This is a genomic window from Streptomyces sp. NPDC055815, assembly GCF_053616475.1.
The window spans coordinates 207074-224289 of sequence record NZ_JBSHDU010000001.1 but is presented as its reverse complement, the minus strand read 5'-3'; the positions used below and the strand labels follow the sequence as shown (position 1 = coordinate 224289).

The 17216-nt window shown below is 72.8% G+C and carries 20 protein-coding genes; 12 read left to right on the top strand and 8 right to left on the bottom strand.

Going from position 1 to position 17216, the window contains the following annotated elements; genetic code table 11:
* Positions 1 to 4: 4 nt before the first annotated feature.
* Entirely contained in the window at positions 5 to 1066 is a 1062-nt protein-coding gene (locus ACWGN5_RS01205; protein ID WP_453510429.1) for an Lrp/AsnC family transcriptional regulator, read from the bottom strand.
* 104 nt (positions 1067 to 1170) lie between these two features.
* Between ACWGN5_RS01205 and ACWGN5_RS01200 the strand changes: the two genes are divergently transcribed.
* The 4 genes from ACWGN5_RS01200 to ACWGN5_RS01185 are packed head-to-tail and all read left to right on the top strand — an operon-like array spanning position 1171 to position 5227.
* On the top strand, positions 1171 to 2373 hold the full coding sequence (locus ACWGN5_RS01200; RefSeq protein WP_453510427.1) for a M20 metallopeptidase family protein: 1203 nt from the start codon (positions 1171 to 1173) through the stop codon (positions 2371 to 2373).
* Positions 2370 to 3851, top strand: coding sequence for an MFS transporter (locus ACWGN5_RS01195; protein ID WP_453510425.1), 1482 nt, complete (start codon positions 2370 to 2372; stop codon positions 3849 to 3851). The genes ACWGN5_RS01200 and ACWGN5_RS01195 overlap by 4 nt, the downstream gene beginning before the upstream one ends.
* Before the next feature lie 33 nt (positions 3852 to 3884).
* Complete coding sequence (locus ACWGN5_RS01190; RefSeq protein WP_453510423.1) at positions 3885 to 4745, top strand: maleylpyruvate isomerase N-terminal domain-containing protein; 861 nt, start codon at positions 3885 to 3887, stop codon at positions 4743 to 4745.
* Between the two features lie 44 nt (positions 4746 to 4789).
* Positions 4790 to 5227 (top strand): glutaredoxin domain-containing protein, encoded by a 438-nt coding sequence (locus tag ACWGN5_RS01185; protein WP_453510422.1) that lies wholly within the window; start codon positions 4790 to 4792, stop codon positions 5225 to 5227.
* Positions 5228 to 5231: 4 nt separating this feature from the next.
* Here the strand turns inward: ACWGN5_RS01185 and sigJ are convergent, their stop codons facing one another.
* Positions 5232 to 6185: an RNA polymerase sigma factor SigJ gene (sigJ, locus tag ACWGN5_RS01180; protein ID WP_453510420.1), complete on the bottom strand. Its 954-nt coding sequence runs from the start codon at positions 6183 to 6185 to the stop codon at positions 5232 to 5234.
* Positions 6186 to 6387: 202 nt separating this feature from the next.
* On the opposite strand from sigJ, the gene ACWGN5_RS01175 reads away from it, so the two are divergent.
* Together ACWGN5_RS01175 and ACWGN5_RS01170 are read left to right on the top strand one after the other, a co-directional pair.
* Positions 6388 to 6819 (top strand): hypothetical protein, encoded by a 432-nt coding sequence (locus tag ACWGN5_RS01175; protein WP_453510419.1) that lies wholly within the window; start codon positions 6388 to 6390, stop codon positions 6817 to 6819.
* A 29-nt stretch (positions 6820 to 6848) separates the two neighbouring features.
* Complete coding sequence (locus ACWGN5_RS01170; protein WP_453510417.1) at positions 6849 to 7304, top strand: hypothetical protein; 456 nt, start codon at positions 6849 to 6851, stop codon at positions 7302 to 7304.
* 18 nt (positions 7305 to 7322) lie between these two features.
* On the opposite strand, the gene ACWGN5_RS01165 is transcribed toward ACWGN5_RS01170, so the two are convergent.
* Complete coding sequence (locus tag ACWGN5_RS01165; RefSeq protein WP_453510415.1) at positions 7323 to 8345, bottom strand: ArsR/SmtB family transcription factor; 1023 nt, start codon at positions 8343 to 8345, stop codon at positions 7323 to 7325.
* A 120-nt stretch (positions 8346 to 8465) separates the two neighbouring features.
* Between ACWGN5_RS01165 and ACWGN5_RS01160 the strand changes: the two genes are divergently transcribed.
* A complete protein-coding gene (locus ACWGN5_RS01160; RefSeq protein WP_453510413.1) occupies positions 8466 to 9428 on the top strand; it encodes a hypothetical protein in 963 nt (320 codons plus the stop codon).
* Between the two features lie 10 nt (positions 9429 to 9438).
* Here the strand turns inward: ACWGN5_RS01160 and ACWGN5_RS01155 are convergent, their stop codons facing one another.
* Positions 9439 to 9834, bottom strand: a complete 396-nt coding sequence (locus ACWGN5_RS01155; RefSeq protein WP_453510411.1) for a hypothetical protein — start codon at positions 9832 to 9834, stop codon at positions 9439 to 9441.
* Between the two features lie 396 nt (positions 9835 to 10230).
* On the opposite strand from ACWGN5_RS01155, the gene ACWGN5_RS01150 reads away from it, so the two are divergent.
* Positions 10231 to 10785, top strand: coding sequence for a GNAT family N-acetyltransferase (locus tag ACWGN5_RS01150; protein WP_453510409.1), 555 nt, complete (start codon positions 10231 to 10233; stop codon positions 10783 to 10785).
* 21 nt (positions 10786 to 10806) lie between these two features.
* On the opposite strand, the gene ACWGN5_RS01145 is transcribed toward ACWGN5_RS01150, so the two are convergent.
* The 4 genes from ACWGN5_RS01145 to ACWGN5_RS01130 all read right to left on the bottom strand — a co-directional run bounded on the left by ACWGN5_RS01145 (position 10807) and on the right by ACWGN5_RS01130 (position 13952).
* Positions 10807 to 11298 carry an SRPBCC family protein gene (locus ACWGN5_RS01145; protein ID WP_453510408.1) on the bottom strand — a complete coding sequence of 164 codons (492 nt, stop codon included), beginning with the start codon at positions 11296 to 11298 and terminating at the stop codon, positions 10807 to 10809.
* An 86-nt stretch (positions 11299 to 11384) separates the two neighbouring features.
* The gene (locus ACWGN5_RS01140; protein ID WP_453510406.1) at positions 11385 to 11771 is read right to left on the bottom strand and encodes a VOC family protein; all 387 of its coding nucleotides are present in this window, start codon (positions 11769 to 11771) and stop codon (positions 11385 to 11387) included.
* 140 nt (positions 11772 to 11911) lie between these two features.
* On the bottom strand, positions 11912 to 12535 hold the full coding sequence (locus ACWGN5_RS01135) for a histidine phosphatase family protein (RefSeq protein WP_453510405.1): 624 nt from the start codon (positions 12533 to 12535) through the stop codon (positions 11912 to 11914).
* Positions 12536 to 12725: 190 nt separating this feature from the next.
* A complete protein-coding gene (locus ACWGN5_RS01130) occupies positions 12726 to 13952 on the bottom strand; it encodes a PP2C family protein-serine/threonine phosphatase (protein ID WP_453510403.1) in 1227 nt (408 codons plus the stop codon).
* Positions 13953 to 14103: 151 nt separating this feature from the next.
* Here ACWGN5_RS01130 and ACWGN5_RS01125 point away from each other — a divergent pair, with 151 nt between their 5' ends.
* The 4 genes from ACWGN5_RS01125 to ACWGN5_RS01110 all read left to right on the top strand — a co-directional run bounded on the left by ACWGN5_RS01125 (position 14104) and on the right by ACWGN5_RS01110 (position 17214).
* Complete coding sequence (locus ACWGN5_RS01125; RefSeq protein WP_453510401.1) at positions 14104 to 14637, top strand: GNAT family N-acetyltransferase; 534 nt, start codon at positions 14104 to 14106, stop codon at positions 14635 to 14637.
* A 113-nt stretch (positions 14638 to 14750) separates the two neighbouring features.
* Positions 14751 to 15461, top strand: coding sequence for a VanZ family protein (locus ACWGN5_RS01120; RefSeq protein ID WP_453510399.1), 711 nt, complete (start codon positions 14751 to 14753; stop codon positions 15459 to 15461).
* A 9-nt stretch (positions 15462 to 15470) separates the two neighbouring features.
* The gene (locus tag ACWGN5_RS01115) at positions 15471 to 16142 is read left to right on the top strand and encodes a response regulator transcription factor (protein WP_453510398.1); all 672 of its coding nucleotides are present in this window, start codon (positions 15471 to 15473) and stop codon (positions 16140 to 16142) included.
* Entirely contained in the window at positions 16135 to 17214 is a 1080-nt protein-coding gene (locus ACWGN5_RS01110; protein ID WP_453510396.1) for a sensor histidine kinase, read from the top strand. The genes ACWGN5_RS01115 and ACWGN5_RS01110 overlap by 8 nt, the downstream gene beginning before the upstream one ends.
* The last annotated feature ends 2 nt before the right edge of the window (positions 17215 to 17216 follow it).

The following is a 17216-nucleotide window of genomic DNA, read 5'->3' as shown; positions in this document are numbered from 1 at the left end:
ACACCTAGGCCAGGGTGCTTGCTCCGGCCGTGCGAACGTCCAGCGGGACGCCGCCGACGCGGTAGCCCTGTTCGTCGAGGAGGTGGCCGCTGAGCTTCAGTGGCCACAGGGCCACCGCCCGGTCGGTGATCTCCAGGCCGGGAACGCGCTGGGCGAGGCGTACCTCGAAGCGCTGCACGTCGGTGAGGGACTTCACCCAGGCGATGATGAGGACGTTGTTCCGGCCGGTGACGCCGGCGCACAGCCGTACCTCCCGGGCCCCGGTGACTCCGCGCGAGACCCGCTCCAGCTCCCCCGCGGCCGCGCGCCCCCACTGGATCACGGTGACCGGCCACTCCGACAGGGGGCGTGCGACCTCGCAGCGGGTCTGGAGCATGCCGGCGGCGAAGAGCCGGCCGACTCGTCGGCGGACCGTGTCCGGGCTCGCCCCGCAGGCGTCGGCGAGCGCGCGGTAGGTGGCGCGGCCGTTCATGGACAGGGCGGCGACGAGGGCGTGGTCCAGGTCGGTGAGCGGGAAGACGGGTGCCCCGGTGCGGGCGGTTTCGGTGTCGGCGAGGCGGGCGATCTGGGTGCGGTCGAGGGCGCGCAGCCGCCAGCGGCTCCCCTCCGTGTAGACGGTGCTCGCGAGGTGGGTGCGGCTGGCGACGACGCCGGGCATGGCGCCGATGCCGCGGGTGATCCAGTGGGTGAGTGCCGCGAGGTCCGGTGTCATCACGGTGAGCAGCAGGTCGCGGTCTCCGCTGACGTGCTCGACGGCGGTGACGTGGGGCAACTGGGCGAGGGCCTGGGCCACGGCCACCAGGCTGCCGTTGGCGCAGTCCACTTCGACGAAGGCGAGTACTCCCTGTCCCGCCGAGGCGAGGGCGGGCGACGGGGAACAGCTGATCCAGGCGGCGCCGGCTTCGGTGAGCCGGTGCCAGCGTCGTGCCACGGTCACGGCGTCGAGGCCGAGTACGGCACCGATCTCGTTCCACCCGGCCCGCGGGGCGATCTGCAGTGCGTGCACCAGGGCCTGGTCGACCTCGTCGAGCGCCCGTACCGCACCGTGCGCGGAATGCTGCGTCATGCGATGCCCCTTGCGTGTTTCCTGCGATTCAGAGCCGACGGGAGGGTGAGCGCTTCAGTCTTGCCCCACCGAAAGCCGGAACCGTACCAGGAGGTTGACGCAGCATGTCCGTACTGGAACGCGCCAGGGAACTCCAGCCCGATCTCGTGCGGCTCCGCCGCTCCCTCCACCGCGAGCCGGAGCTCGGTCTGCGGCTGCCGCGTACACAGGAGAAGGTCCTCGCCGCGCTCGACGGCCTCCCGCTCGACATCACGCTCGGCCGGGGCCTGACCTCCGTCACGGCCGTGCTCCGGGGTGGCCGTCCCGGTGGGGCGGTCCTGCTGCGGGGCGACATGGACGCCCTGCCGGTGGATGAACTCACCGGGGTGGAGTACGCCTCCGAGGTACCGGGCCGGATGCACGGCTGCGGCCACGATCTGCACACCGCCGGACTCGTCGGCGCGGCGACGCTGCTCGCGGACCGCAGGGAGAGCCTCCAGGGCGACGTGGTGTTCATGTTCCAGCCGGGCGAGGAGGGGTACAACGGCGCGGGCGCGATGATCGACGAGGGTGTCCTGGACGCGGCGGGCAAGCCGCTCGACGCGGCCTTCGCCCTCCACGTGTCGGCCAACCGGCTGCCGGGCGGCTGGGTCGCGTCCCGGCCCGGCACCGTCATGACGGCGTCCGACGTCCTGCGGGTGACGGTGCGGGGTGAGGGAGGGCACGGTTCGGCTCCGCACCACGCCAAGGACCCGGTGCCCGCGGTCTGCGAGATGGTGACCGCGCTGCAGAACTGGGTGACGCGCACCTTCGACGTCTTCGACCCGGTGGTGGTGACCGTCGGACGGCTGCACGCCGGTACGCAGCAGAACGTCATCCCGGACACGGCCGAGTTCGAGGCGACCGTACGCAGCTACTCGGAGGCCAACCACGAGCGGCTGGCCCAGGGGCTGCCGCGGCTGGTGCGCGGGATCGCGGCCGCGCACGGCCTGGAGGCGGACGTGGAGTACCGGATGCTCTACCCGGTCACGGTCAACGAACCGGCCGCGACGGAGTTCGCCCTGGACACGGCACGCGACCTGTTCGGCGCGGGAGAGGTGTGGCACGCCCCGCAGCCCGCCAACGGTTCGGAGGACTTCTCCCTGGTGCTGAACGAGGTGCCCGGCGCGATGCTGATGGTCGGCGCGGCACCCGAGGGCGTGGACGTGGAGAAGGCGCCGCAGAACCATTCCCCGCGGGCGATGTTCGACGACCGGGTGCTCCACCGGCAGGCGGCGCTGCTCGCCGAGCTCGCGGAGCGCCGGCTCGCCGCAGGGGCGTCCGCATGAGAGCGCCCGGCGGTACGGAGGAGGGGGCGGCGCCCCGGGTCACCGCCGTCGTCGGTCTGCTGGTCGTCTTCGAACTGGTCAGTGGCTTCCTCCAGGGGTCGGGCCCGGCGCTGGTGCCCGCCGTGCAGGACTGGCAGTCCATCAGCGCGTCGCAGGCGCAGTGGTACATGGCGGTCCAGTTCCTGGCCGCCGCGGTGGGGGTGCCGGTGTTCGGGCGCCTCGGCGATCTGTACGGGCACCGTCGACTGGTCCGGATCGCGCTGCTCTGTATCGCGGCGGGCGCCGTCCTGGTGGCCCTCGCACCGAATCTGACGGTGCTTCTGTCGGGCCGGGCTCTCATGGGCCCCCTGGCGGCGCTGCTGCCATTGGAGATCGGTCTCGTACGGGACCGGCTCGACGTCGAGGGCGCGCGGCGGGCGGTGGCGCTTCTCGTCGGCGCGCTCACCTTGGGCTCGGTCCTCGGCCACGGCCTGGCCGGCCCCCTGCTCGAACTCACCGGTGGCGTCCAGGCGACGCTGTGCGTCCTCGCCGCGATCGCCTGCGCCTGTGTGGCCTCCTCGTACTGCGCGATCCCCGAGTCCCGGACGCGCGCGCCCGGCCGGATGGACTGGGCGGGAGCAGTTCTGCTCGGCCTGGCGCTGCTGCTGTTCCTCGGCACGACGGCGCGCGGCCAGGCCTGGGGCTGGACCTCGCCGCTCACCCTGGGCGGCCTCGTTCTCTCCCTGTCGCTGCTCGCCTGGTGGGTCCGGCTCGAACGGGACCGGCCGCACGCCCTGGTCGACGTCCGGGCAGTGGCCCACCCCCGGTCCGCGCCGTACTACGTCTGCGGTTTCGTCTTCGGCGCCGTGATGCTGGGCGGGCAGGCGGTCGGCATCTCGTACATCGCCGCGTCGACGGCCGAGGAGGGGTACGGCTTCGGGCTCACGGCCTGGGAGATCAGCGTGTGGGGCGGGGTGCCCCACGTCCTGGCCTTCGCCGGGGCGAGCCTCGTGGCCCGAGTGGCGGCCCGCACCGGCTACCGTCGCGTCCTGCTGCTCGCCTTCACGCTGATGGCCGCCGGCAACGTGGGGCTGATCGCCGGCCACACCACCCTGCCGCTGTTCGTGCCGGCTTCCGCCGTCGCCGGCTTCGGCATGGGCCTGGCCATGGGCGGCCTGCCCACCCTGATCGCGGAGCGCAGCACCCCGGACCGCACGGCGAGTGCGACCGCCGTCTACAACAACCTCAAGACCCTGGGCGGCAGCCTCGCGGGCGCGGGCTCGGCCGTCGTCCTCGGCTCCCTGGTCGTCAGGGACACGGACGTCCCCGCGCTCTCCGCCTATCTGACGATCTGGGGGCTGAGCGCGCTGCTGTCCGTGGGCGCGTTCGTACTCCAAGTCCTGACCGACCGTGAGGCGGATGCCCCGGGTGAGGCAAAGTCCCGCGGCAGCCGCCTGCCGGCTGACGAGCCCTACCCCGACCCTTCTACCCGGCGGTAATCTGCGGGCCCGTCCGCAGCATGGGGGAGTGGTATGGGCACCGTCACGCGCTTTGATCCCGTCACCGAGCACGCCAGGACAGGCGCCGCCCTGGGTGCCGCGATCCCGCGGCTCGTCCGGCTCCTGCGCAACGTGCCCGACCTGGACGCGGCTTCCGGTGTCCCCGTGTGGTCGGTCGGGGACGTCGGAGCCCACCTGGCGGCCGTCTACCTCGCGTACACCGCCGTAGCCTCGGCCGAGGAGTCCCTGGACTGGGACGGCGTCCTTCCGTCGGGCGAGGCCTCGTTCGTCGACCGCGTCACCGCCATGAACGCCACGTCCATCGCTCTCGTCACCGGTGAGGAGCGCGCCCACCTCGGCGACTTCCTCGCCGAACGCGGCGAGACGTTCCTGCGGGACACCGAGGGTCTCGCTCACGACACCCCGCTCGAAGCCCCCTGGTACGGCCGGGAGGTACCCCTCACCCTGGCGACGGTGACCGGTCTGATGCTGAGCGAGACCCTCGTCCACGGCCTGGACGTCGCACGCGGCGCAGGACTGCCGTGGACCGTCGGCGCCGACGAGGCCCGTCTGGTGCTCGGCCAGACGATGCCCACGATGATGGCGGCCGCCCTGGACACGGAGAAGGCGCGGGGTGTCCGCATCGCGTTCGACCTCGTGGTCAAGGGCGGTCTGCGGCTCGCCGTCGTCGTCGACGACGGCACGATGACGGTCACCCGCGACGCCCCGCCGCGCGCCTACGACTGCCGGCTGACGGTGTCGCCCACCGCCTTCCTGCTGGTCTCCTTCCGGCGCACGCCGATCTGGAAGGCGATCGCCCTCGGCCGGATGCGCGCCGGCGGCCGCAGGCCCTGGCTCGCCCCACAGCTCGGCCGACTCGTCACCACCCCCTGACCCCAAAGGCGACCCGCACGCTCCCGTGGGTAGGCTGCCTCGTCATGACACGTGCCTGGATCCTGCCGGCCTTGATGCTCATCACCGGCTCACTCGTCGCCGCCGGGCTGATCACCCGGGGCAGTCCCGGCCAGGGCGTCGTCGTCCTCCTGGCGTTCCTGCTGCTCGCGCTGGTCAACTCGCCGCTGGTCTACCCCAGGTCGATCGGCGCGGTGGAGGCCCGGCGACGCAGCGAGAGCGACGGCCGGCCGATCGTCTACTGGCGGCCGGGATGCCCGTACTGTCTCCGGTTGCGCATGAGCCTGGGCCGCCGTGCCCGCCGGATGCACTGGGTGAACATCTGGCGCGACGCGGACGGAGCGGCGGCCGTGCGGGCGGTGAACGACGGCAACGAGACCGTGCCGACGGTCTTCGTGGCGGGCCGGCCGTTCACCAACCCCGATCCCGCGTGGGTACGCGAGCAGCTCTCGCCCTCCGCCTGACGGGTCAGCTCGCTCCGTCCTCCGTCCACGGGCGGAGCTTCTCCGGGTTGCGGACCGCCCAGATGCGGGTGACGCGGCCGTCGGCCAGGTCGAACGCCGCCACGGTCACGGTGACGCCGGCGTTCTGGGCGACGAGCCCCGGCTGGCCGTTGACGGTCCGCTCCAGGAGCGTCAGGCCGGGGGCCTTGTCGGCGATGTGGACGAGGTACTGGGCGATGAGGCGGCTGCCCTCGACGGGGCGCAGCACGGTGCCGACCAGGCCGCCGCCGTCGGCCGTCATCGTGGCCTCGGGGTCGAGGAGATCGACGAGGGCCTTGATGTTCCTCGCCTCCCAGGCCTCCTTGAAGTGCCGTACCAGAGCCGCTCGTCCGGCCACCGGCACGGCCGGGGTCTGCGCGGCGCGGACACGCCGACGCGCCGAGGACGCCAGCTGCCGGCAGGCCGCGGGGGAGCGGCCGACGATGTCGGCGACCTCGGCGAACGGGTACCGGAACACGTCGTGGAGGATGAAGGCCACCCGTTCGGCCGGCGTCATCGACTCCAGGACGACGAGGAACGCCATGTTCACCGACTCGTCCAGGGTGATCCGGTCGGCGGGGTCGACCGGCTCGGACCGGTCGCCGTCCGCCCGCACGCTGGACCACTCCACACGGTCCGGCAGTGGTTCGGGCAGCCACGACCCGACGTACCGCTCGCGCCGGACCCGCGCCGAGCCGAGCATGTCCAGACAGACACGACCGGCCACCGTCGTCAGCCAGGCCCCGGGCGACTCGACGGCCTCGCGCTGCCGCGGCGACAGCGCGTACCAGCGGGCGTACGTCTCCTGCACGGCGTCCTCGGCCTCGGCGAGCGAACCGAGCAGCCGGTAGCCGAGGTTGAGGAGTTGGCGCCGCTCGCCGAAGACCACGCTCAGGTCCGGCTCGGACCGGTCGAGTCCCGGCTCGATGGAAGTGCTCATGATCGCGCGTGCCCCCTGGTTCGTTCGTCACCTGCGACGACGCCCTCGTTCCCGCGTCCGTACGACGCGGGAACGAGCCGTCCCGGAAACAAAGTGCGGCACCCGCCTCACATTTCACGGGCCTGCGTCGTCGGACAGTCGAGACACTACCGAGCCACCGCCGCGAGGCAACCGCCGCGAGGCAGAAGAAAAGGATCACGTCATGGCCACGACTGCGCAGACCACCGCGGAGACCACGGCAGCACAGGGCAGCGGAAGCCGCACCTTCCTGCGGGTCTCGATCGCCCTGCAGACCCTCACCCTCTTCTTCCAGGCCGCCACCGCCGGGCTGTTGCTGACCTCGTCCACCGGCGAGCTGCTCCACAGCGTCGGGGCACGGGTGACGTACGGCGCGACCATGCTGTACGTGCTCGCGGCGGTCCTGGCCTGGAAGCCGGGGGGCGGTTCGCCCCGCCCGATCCTCTACTCGACCGGCTTCCTGGTCCTCTCCTCGATACAGGTGGTGCTGGGGATCGCGCACAAGCCGGCCCTCCACGTCCCCCTGGGAGTCCTGATGTTCGGCCTCAGCGTGCTGGCCCTCGGCCAGATCATCACGGCCCAGTGGAAGGACCGCTCCGGCACGGGACGGCGGTAGTCCCTCCGGGGCCGCCCCCGGTGGCGGGCGTGATCGCGGAGGCGTCCCGGACGTTCCTGGTCTTCGGCGAGGTCTACCCCGTCGACCCGCACGACGAGGACATGGCCAACGCCTCGTGGCTGTACGGCCTCATGGACCGCTGGCAGGAGCAGCCCGGCTGGAGCGGCAGCAGGCCCAGCGCCGTGGACGCGTGCGAAGCCGTACTCACCGAGGCCGCGCGGGCGGTGACCGACCACCTCGGCACACCGCCCGAGCGGACGGTCCGGTCCGCCGACAGCCTCGTCACCGGGCCGGCCCTGACGCACCGGATCTGGCGCACGGCCACGCACGCCGTGGTGCTCGGACCGGCCGCCGACAACGGCCCGTACGGCTACCTCACCCACCTCCAACTGTCCTGCACCCCGCTCGACTGCGCTCCCGAACTCCCGCCCGCGGAGGACGAGGACGGCCTGGCCGAATGGATCGCCGCGCACATCGACTGGTGACCCGACGGCCCGGGGCGCTCAGATCCCCGCCAGCAGGGAACGGCCGAGCGGGGTGAGGCTGTGGAGCACGGCCGTGCCGGTGCGCACCGTGTCGACGAGTCCCGCTCCCCGCAGGACGCTCGCGTGCCCGCTGGCCGCCGCCAGGGACACGGAGGCACGCTCCGCGAGGGCCGTGGTGGTGGCGGGGGAGCTCAGGAGCGCCAGCACCTGGGCCCGGGTGCGGCCGAGGAGCGCCGCGAGGGCCTCCGGGCGGTCGTCCGCCGCGCCCGCCGCCCCGGCGTGGACCGTGTCGTCACCGTCGTGCATCGGGTAGACGAGGACGGTCGCCTCCTCCGGGCGGTACATCACCATCGGGCCCGTCGCGAACCACGAGGGGACCAGCAGGAGCCCGCGCCCGCACAGCGGGACGTCGTATCCCGACGGGGAGGGCAGGTGCAGCGTCGGCGGCTGCCACCGCCAGGTCGTCCCGAGCGTGGTCAGCAGGGCGTCGACGCCCCCGCGCAGCAGCATCTCGGCCCGTAGCGCCCGGTCGGTGAGGGTGTCACGGCGGATCCTCGGCCACAGGGGTTCGACCGAGGTCTCGAAGTAGCGGCGGGTGTCGTCCCGCAGCGCGCGGGACGCGACCGGCGAGCCCTGGGCGAGCTCGTGGGCCCACCGGCCGGGCCGGGCCAGGCCGCCGTTCCAGCCGGACGCCTCCGGGACCCCGAGATCCCGCGCGAGCCGCTCCACGGGCGTCGACACGGCCGCGTCCAGGGCGTCGGTGAAGTCGTGCGCCAAGGGCTGCAGCAGGAAGTCCGGTACGTAGCCGTCCTCGGCGACCAGTTCGGTGAGGACACCGCCCCGGGCGCCCGCGCCGCCCCGCAGGGAGTGGTGCCACCGGCGGGCGGCGGGCCTCGGACGGTGCAGCTGCCCGCGGCTCTCGCGCGCACGGGCGAGCCGGAGACCGAGCCGGAGGCTCAGGGCGGTCTCCGAGAGCGCGTCGGCCGCGGGGGCGAGGGTGATCCGGCCGAGGTCGGCGGCCGTGAAATGAAGGCGGATCATGTCGACCGATTATCGGCCCCGCGGACCCTTTCACCCAGGGGTGAAAGGCAGTGCGTTCCGGGCGAGGACACAGGACGCTCCCGTTGTCCCCCTCACCACTCGCCGCCGGAGGTCGCGCCGATGCGCCGCATCCCCGTCCGAACAGCCTGCCTCGCCACCACAGTTCTCCTCACCGCCCTCGCCGGCACTCCCGGCCCCGCGAGCGCCCGGGAACTGCCCGACACCTATGTCGTCTCCCGGGACCCGGGCGTGCTCCCCGAAGGGATCACGGTCACCCCGGACGGCACCCTGTACGTCTCCTCGGACGGCCGAGGAACCCTCTACCGGGGCCGCGTCGGCCAGCCCGACCTCAAGCCCTTCCCCGCGCGCGGCCTGGAGAACCGGCCCAGCACCCTGGGCGTGCACACCGACCGGCGCGGCCGGATCCTGTCCGTGGGCGGTGCGAGCCTGACCGTCCACGACCGTCACGGACGGCTCCTCGCCACCCGTACGGCACGCAGCGGACCGCTCGGCGCGCCCCACCTCAACGACCTGGTCGTGACCGACGACGCGGTGTACGTGACGGACTGGGCCAACCCCGTCGTCCACCGGGCGGAGATCCGGGGCTCCACGCTCGGCCCCCTCGAACCCTGGCTCGACATCCGTGCCGCCTTCCCGCAGTTCCCCGCCCGGTACTGGCTGTTGAACGGCATCGTGGCCGACGAGTCCGGCTCCACCCTCCTGGTGGCGTCCAACGGCACCGAGGCCGTCTGGCGGATCGGCACCGCCGACAAGGACGTCAGCCGGCTCGACCTCGGCGACCAGTCCTTCGGCCCCGACGGCATGGTGCTGCACGGCCGGACGCTGTACGCCGTGCTCAACTACGGCGCCCCGCACGGCGTCTACATCGCCCGGCTCGACGAGGAGCTGCGGACGGGCACGGTGACCCACCGCCTCACGGACGGACCCTTCGACCTGCCGACCACCCTGGCACGGCACGGCTGCCGCCTCTACGTGGTGAACAGCCAGCTCGACGAGCCGCCGGGCCTGCCCCCGTACACCGTGAGCGCGATCGACGACCCGATGTGCGGGGACGGACCGTGACCCGTGCGCGTCAGCGCGGCCCTGAAGCGGGCCACGCGCGCGGGTAGGGCACACGCAGCGACTCGGCCGCCACGGGGGTGTGGCCGGCCGCCGCGTGCAGCCGCCCGTCGCGCGGGACGATCCCGCCCGCGGACAGCATGGACGTCACCAGGTCCGCGGCCAGCGCCTCGGGCGTGAGGCGCAGGAGGCGAGCGGCGTCCCTCAGCCACGCGCGCGCGTGGAGGTACGGTTCGACCTCCGCGGACGGGATGCCGTCGCGGATCATGAGAGCGAAGGCGAAGATCCGGCGGACGCCGTACCAGACGGCCCCGTCGGGGTCGTCGACGAGCCGCCGGCCCCGGCGCAGGGCAGCGGCGAAGGCGGCGCCCGTGTCAGCCGGGACGGGACCGTGGGAGGGCAGGACCACCCGCCGCCATCCGCTGGAGGGAGGCGAGCGCCGTGGCCGCCGCGTCGGGCCCGTCGAGGGCCAGGTCGACCCAGCCGACGTCGTAGTCCGACAGGCGTCGCGACCAGGGCCGGTCGCCTCCCGTGGAGCAGCAGCGTGTCGGCGTCGGGGAACGGCCGCTGCCACCAGGTGGCCGAGGACGGCAACGTCGGCGGTCGCACGCCCACGCGCCCGGCCCGAGGGCTCACTGCTCGGCTCCGTCCACGCGGCCGGGGCCGAGGCTCGCCTGTTCCTGCCGCGTCGGGTCCTGCACGTGCTCTCCTTCGGTCTCGACGGACATCAGGATCAAGGGATCGTACGGGTGGGCGCTCGGATAACCGGTCGACACCCCGGTCCCGGTCGGGTTGGCTGGAAGGCATGCCAGAGCTGCGAACCGATCGACTGCTGCTGCGCCGCTGGCGGGAATCCGACCTGGAGCCCTGGGCGGCCATGAACGCCGATCCCGAAGTCAGGGAACACCTCGGGGACCTCCTGACGCGGGAGCAGAGCGACGCCGTCGCGGCCCTCATGCAGGCCGAGTTCGACGAGCGGGGCTTCGGCTGGTGGGCGCTCGAATCACGGGCGACCGGTGAGTTCATCGGCCGCGCGGGCCTGGACGTGGTGGGCGACGACATGCCGTTCGCGGGTGTGGACGTCGGCTGGCGCCTGACCCGTACGGCCTGGGGCCACGGCTATGCCACCGAAGCCGCCCGGGCCTGCCTGGACTTCGCCTTCGGGGTCCTCGGGCTGCCGGAGGTCCTCGCGTCGACGACCGTGAACAACCTTCGGTCCCAGGCCGTCATGCGCCGGCTCGGCATGACCCGGGACCCGGCGGACGACTTCGAGGACCCCAGCGTCCCCGAGGGGCCGCTGCGCCGGTGCGTGCTGTACCGGACCCCCGCGGAGCTCCGTACGGCCTACCGGGCCACGTGACGGCCCTCCGCGGGCCCGGCCTCAGGCCCCGGCGGTCGCGGTCCTCGCGATGCGTTCGAGGGTGGTGCGCATGCCGGCCCGGTTGAGCGCGATGCGGCGGGCGGGGTTCGATCCGGCGAAGACCGTGCCGAGCAGGTCGGCGGCCTTCGCCCGGGCCCCCTCGGTCCGCAGGTCCTGCCAGAACTCGGTGAGCCGGGTCCCCGAGCCCTCCGGTTCGAAGCGGTAGCCCCAGCGGGCGATCGGCAGCCCGAAGACGCTGATGTCGAAGACGAACTCGCTGTCCGGGCTCATCCGGGTCACACGCCCCTGCGTCGGCCAGAGGAACGGACCGCGCCGGTTGAAGCCGACGAACCGGGTACCGGTCCGGGCCGGCGGCCGCAGGATCCACACGGAGCGGCACTCCGGGCTCCACCGCCCCATGTTCCGCAGGTCCGACACCAGCCGGTAGACGACCGCGGGCGGCGCGTCGACGACCGTGCTCTCCTCCAGGCTCCACTGCCGATCCATGGTCATGACCCGCTCCCCTCGCACGGTGGGGGAGACCGCCCCCACTTCCTACTCGCCGGTACGTTAGCGGGGGCGGGAGCGGCCTGTCTCGCTCAGTTCTCGACGTCCTGCGGGTACCAGCGCAGTTCGACGGTGTTGCCGTCGGGGTCCTTCACGTAGACCGACTGGGCCGAGCCGCGGGCGCCCCAGCGCGGGACCGGGCCCTCCAGGACCTCGAACCGGCCGGAGTCGATGACCTCCTGCCAGTCCAGGGGGTCCACGACCAGGCAGATGTGGTCGACGTTGGACTCGCCGCGGGGGCGGGAGAACAGGTCGATGACGGTGGTCTCGTTTATCCGCACGGAGGGGAACGACACCTTGCCGGCCCGCCACTCCTCGACGCGTTCGGGGGCCAGGCCCAGGGCGCCGGTGTAGAAGTCGAGGGACTTGTCGACGTCGGTCACGTTGAGCACCAGGTGATCGAAGGCTTTGACTCGCATGAGGGGCTCAATACCTTTCTGAGGTTGCGTCTCGTCTTGATGATCATGGTGACTGCGGAGGCCGTGGGCAAGGGCCTCGGAGGTCCACGATCCGGACCGCCCGCCTCCGGTCCACGGCTTCCGGGCGGTCCGCCGTGCCGTCAGATGTGGAGTTCGGGAGGGAAGCCGGTCCACCGCAGCTCGGCGGGGAGATGGCCCGTGTCGTTGAAGAAGAGGACGGCAGGCGCCCGGTCGGACGTGTAGCGGATGACGGTCAGCGCCCCGTTCGCCTGGTTGATGCCCATCCACCGCGCCATCGGGGCGTCGAGGGCCTCCCGGACGAGCCAGGCGATGAGGAAGTTGTGCGTGACGACGAGCTCGTGACGCGGCTCGTCGCCGTCGACGGGGCCGGTGAACCGGGCGACGGCCTCCGCGGCCAGCCCGGGCCCCTCCTCACGCTCCCGCGCCGGGAACCCGGACAGGAATCCGAGCATCGCGTCGGCCGACTGCGCGGGCAGCTCCTCGCGCCGCGGAACGTAGGGGATGTAGTCGCCGGCCGGCGGGGACATCCGCAGGGGCACCCCGTCGAGCTGGTCACCGATCAGCCGAGCCGTCTGCTCCGCGCGGGCCAGCGGACCGTGATGGATCACCGTGAGCGGTGCCTTCCGCAGCCGCTCCCCGAGCAGGACGGCCTGGCGGCGCCCCCGGTCCGTCAACGCGCTCTCGTCCTCGGACGCTTCACCGTGCCGGGCCAGATACAGATAGCGGGCTGCTGTCTCCGTCATGCGCGACTCCTCGGCGAGGCTCAAGATCATCTGAATGGGAGGACAGACGCGCTACGGCGCCCTGTGGTTCCCCTGCGGGGGCGGCGGGAGCCGGACGCGGCGAAATACGGGATCACGCTCATGGGCGGGGAGCGCTGCGGGCCTGGGCGACCTTCGGGAAGCCCCTAGTCTTCGCCGCGGACCGAGGGCGTCAGAGCCGGAGGAGGACCAGGGCCGTGTCGTCGGTGACACCGGAGGGCGGGGTGAGCTCCGTGAGCAGGATGTCGGCGAGGGCCTCCGGGGCAGCGGCCCGGTGCCGGGCGAGCGCGTCGGCGAGCCTGTCCAGACCGGTGTCGATGTCCTCGCGGCGGCGTTCGACGAGCCCGTCGGTGTAGAGCGCGAGGACCGCGCCGTCGGTGAAGGCGGTCCGGGCCTGGGGCCGGGGCGCGTGTTCGGGGAGGGCGCCGAGCGGGGGGTCGGTGGCCCGGTCGAGGAACTCGACGGTGCCGTCGGTGTGGCAGAGGACCGGCGGGGGATGGCCGGCACTGCTGTACGTGAGGACACGGTTCGTCCAGTCGATCACGACGGACACGGCGGTGGTGGACTCGGCGCCGTGGACGTCACGCGAGTACAGGTCGAGGACCTCCAGGGCGCGGGCGGGGCCGTCGGCGACGCGCGACGCCGCCGACAGGGCGCTGCGGAGGAGTCCCATCACGCCGGCGGCGCGCAGACCGTGGCCGACGACGTCGCCCACCGCGACCGCGGTGCAGCCGGGCAGCTCCACCAGGTCGTACCAGTCGCCGCAGACGTTGAGCGCTCCCGTGGCGGGCCGGTAGCGCACGGCGGCGTGGTGGTGGCCGAGGGGGCGCGGCGCGGGCAGCATCGCCTCCTGGAGGTGGAGGGCCACCTCGCGCTCGCGGGCGTGCGCCCGGCGCAGGCGCTCGTTGACCGCCTGCAGTTCCCTGGCGCGGGTGTAGAGCTCGGACTCCAGGACCCGGGCGCGGTCCCCGGCACCGCTTCCGCCGCGGGCCTTCATCAGTTCGGTGACCTCCTCCACGCGGTGCAGCAGGAAGGCCACGGAGCCGTCGGGCGCGAGGACGGGGGCGTTGACCGGGCTCCAGTACCGCTCCTGCCACTGCCCGGGCCGGTCGGGGGACTCGACGTCGTAGCGCTGCAGCGCCATGGTGTCGGATTCCCGGGTGGCGAGGACCCGCTCCAGGGACGCGCGCAGATTGTGCATGCCGCTCGCGGACGGATCGTCCGGGTTGTCGGGGAAGACGTCGAAGAGATATCGGCCGACGACCTGCTCGCGGGTCCGGCCTGACATCGACAGGAAGGCCTCGTTGACGTCCGCGTACACCAGCCCGGGGGTGAGCAGCGCGACGGGGCCCGGCAAGGCCTGGAACACCGCCTCGTAATCGATCCCGGGTCCGTTCACCCTTCACCTGCCCGTCCGCCGCGGGTCCGGCCATCAGACTGCCCCCACGATAGGCGCGACCTGGGAGTACGGCCTCCGGACGGCGTCCGTTCCGGGGCCGTGGCCCGCCCCGGAGCCTTGCCGTGCGCCGGAGGGAGGAGATCATGTCGGGATGACGGATCACGACTCCTCCGCGTCGCCGACCGTGGTGCGGCTCGCGGAGTACACGAAGGCCGACCAGACCGAGATCCTCGGCGACGGTGCCGATCCCTTCGGCGTCGCCGACGCCGGACTGACCTGGCTGCCCAAGAAGGAACACTTCGGCATCAGGCGGCATGGCCGCCTCGTCGCCCACGCCGGCCTGCTGCAGCTGCCCCTGGCGATCGCCGGTTCGGCCACACAGGTGGTGGGCGTCGGCGGCGTGGCCGTCGCCCCTGACCTGCGGGGCCACGGACTGGCCCGCGCGGTCGTCGCGGCGGCCCTGGACCACGCCCGGACGCTGGGACCCCGGCACGGGCTGCTCTTCTGCCGACCGCCCCTCGTCGCGCTCTACCGGCGCCTCGGCTGGCACCTCCTGGAACAGCCCGTCCACGTCGAACAGCCCGAGGGGCCCGCGATCATGCCGCTCCGCACGATGTGGACACCCCTCCACGCCGACGCGACCTGGCCGTCAGGAGAGGTCCGGCTGCTCTCACTCCCCATGTGACCGAATGTGACCGAATGCGAACGACGGTGCCGTTCAGGGCTCGCCCCCGCATATCGCGGGCGTATCGAAAATCGCATACGTCACGGCAACCGGCCCTCGACTCCCATAGGCGTATGAACGACCACACCCCTCCGTCCGTCCCGCTCCGCCGCGCGCTCCGGATCGTGTTCCTCGGTCTCGTCGTGCTCGTCCTCGCGGGCGGCCTGTTCGTGTTGCGGCGCCCGCTCATGATGTCCGCCCCGCGCTGCATGGCCGGGCAGTGGCACGGATGCTTCGACACGTTCAACGGTGTGGTGCTGATGACGCTGGTCACGCTGCCCGTGGCGGTCCTTGTGGCGTGGGGTCTGGCGTCCTGGCGGCGGGCCGCCGGAGTGACGGGGGCGTGGCGGATGTCGCTGGCCGAGGTGGGCATGGTCCACGGGACGGTGCCGTGGGTGTGGCTGACCATGATGCCGGGCGCCGGCGCCGGTGTCGTCCCCGGCCGGGTGAGCCTGGTCCCGTTCCGGGACCTGGTCACGATGGGCACGCTCGGGATCATCGGCAACCTGCTGGTCTTCGCGTCGCTCGGCTTCTTCGCCCCGATGCGGTGGGCGGCGCTCGCCTCCGTACCGCGGATCCTCGCGCTCGGGGCCGGCTGCTCGATCCTGGTCGAAACCGCCCAGTACGTCCTGCGGCTCGACCGGGTGTCCTCCGTCGACGACGTCCTGGTCAACGCCACCGGCGCCGTCCTGGCCGCGCTCGCGTCGCGCCGCTGGTGGCGCACTCCGGGGGCAGCGCCGTCGGACACCCCTCGCCCCGCACCGGCGCTCCACAGCGCTGCTTAGGCTTGAGCCATGCGCGTACTGATCGTGGAGGACGAGCCCTACCTGGCCGAAGCAGTCCGTGACGGGCTCCGCCTGGAAGCGATCGCCGCCGACATCGCCGGCGACGGCGACACGGCACTGGAGATGCTCAGCGTCAACAGCTACGACCTCGCCGTCCTGGACCGCGACATCCCCGGCCCCTCCGGCGACGAGGTCGCCCGCCGTATCGTCGCCTCCGGCAGCGGCATCCCGATCCTCATGCTCACCGCGGCGGACCGGATCGACGACAAGGCCTCCGGGTTCGAGCTCGGCGCCGACGACTACCTGACCAAGCCGTTCGACCTGCGCGAGCTCGTCCTGCGGCTGAGGGCCCTCGACCGGAGGCGCTCGTACTCCCGGCCCCCGGTCCGTGAGGTCGCGGGCCTCCGGGTCGACCCGTTCCGCCGGGAGGTCTTCCGCGACGGACGCTACGTCGCGCTCACCCGCAAGCAGTTCGCCGTCCTCGAAGTCCTCGTCGCCGCCGAGGGCGGTGTCGTGAGCGCCGAACAGCTCCTCGAACGGGCCTGGGACGAGAACGCCGACCCCCTCACCAACGCCGTACGCATCACCGTCTCCGCCCTGCGCAAACGCCTCGGCGAACCCTGGATCATCGCCACCGTGCCAGGCGTCGGATACCGCATCGAATCCCGCTCGCATGGATAGGCGCCCCGGGCTCAGCGCCCGCCTGAAACTCACCCTCAGCTACGCCGGATTCCTCGCCGTCGCCGGCGCCCTCATGCTGGCCGTGGTGTGGGGGTTCCTGCTGCGCTACGTACCCGACAACTCGCAGGGGCTTCTGGGGATCTCGCCCAACCGCTACCTGCTCGTGCACACCTTCGCCCCCGCCGCGGCCGTGGCCATGGCCTTCCTGCTCGTGTTCGGCCTCGTCGGGGGGTGGATCCTCGCCGGCCGGATGCTCGCACCGCTCCACCGGATCACGGCCGCGGCGCGGACGGCGGGAAGCGGATCGCTGTCCCACCGCATCCGCATGAAGGGCCGCCGGGACGAGTTCCGCGAACTGTCCGACGCCTTCGACGCGATGCTCGAACGACTCGAGTCCCACGTCGCCGAGCACCAGCGCTTCGCCGCGAACGCCTCCCACGAACTGCGCACCCCGCTGGCCGTCTCGCGCACGCTCCTCGACGTCGCCCGCAAGGACCCCACGCGGGACCGGGACGAACTCATCGAACGCCTGCAAGCCGTCAACACCCGGGCGATCGACCTCACCGAAGCGCTCCTCCTGCTCAGCCGCAGCGACCGCGGCACCTTCACCCGCGAGAGCGTCGACCTCTCCCTCGTCGCCGAAGAGGCCGCCGAAACCCTGCTCCCCCTCGCCGAACAGCGCCGGATCACCCTCGACGTCACCGGCGAGGCCGCCCGGACCAGCGGCTCCGCCGAGCTGCTGCTGCGCCTGGTCACGAACCTCGTCCAGAACGCCGTCGTCCACAACCTCCCGGCCGGCGGCACCGTGACGGTCCACACCGGGACGCAGGACGAGGCGAGCGTGGTACGGGTCGAGAACACGGGCCAACCGGTGCCTCCGGAGCTGCTGCCGACCCTCACCGAACCCTTCCGACGCGGAACGGAACGCGTACGCACCGACGAGCACGCCGGTGTCGGCCTCGGCCTCGCCCTCGTGCACAGCATCGTCCGCGCCCACGACGGGACCCTCGACCTGGCCCCCCGCCCCGGCGGCGGACTCCTCGTCACGGTCCGGCTTCCCCGTAGGCCGTAGAC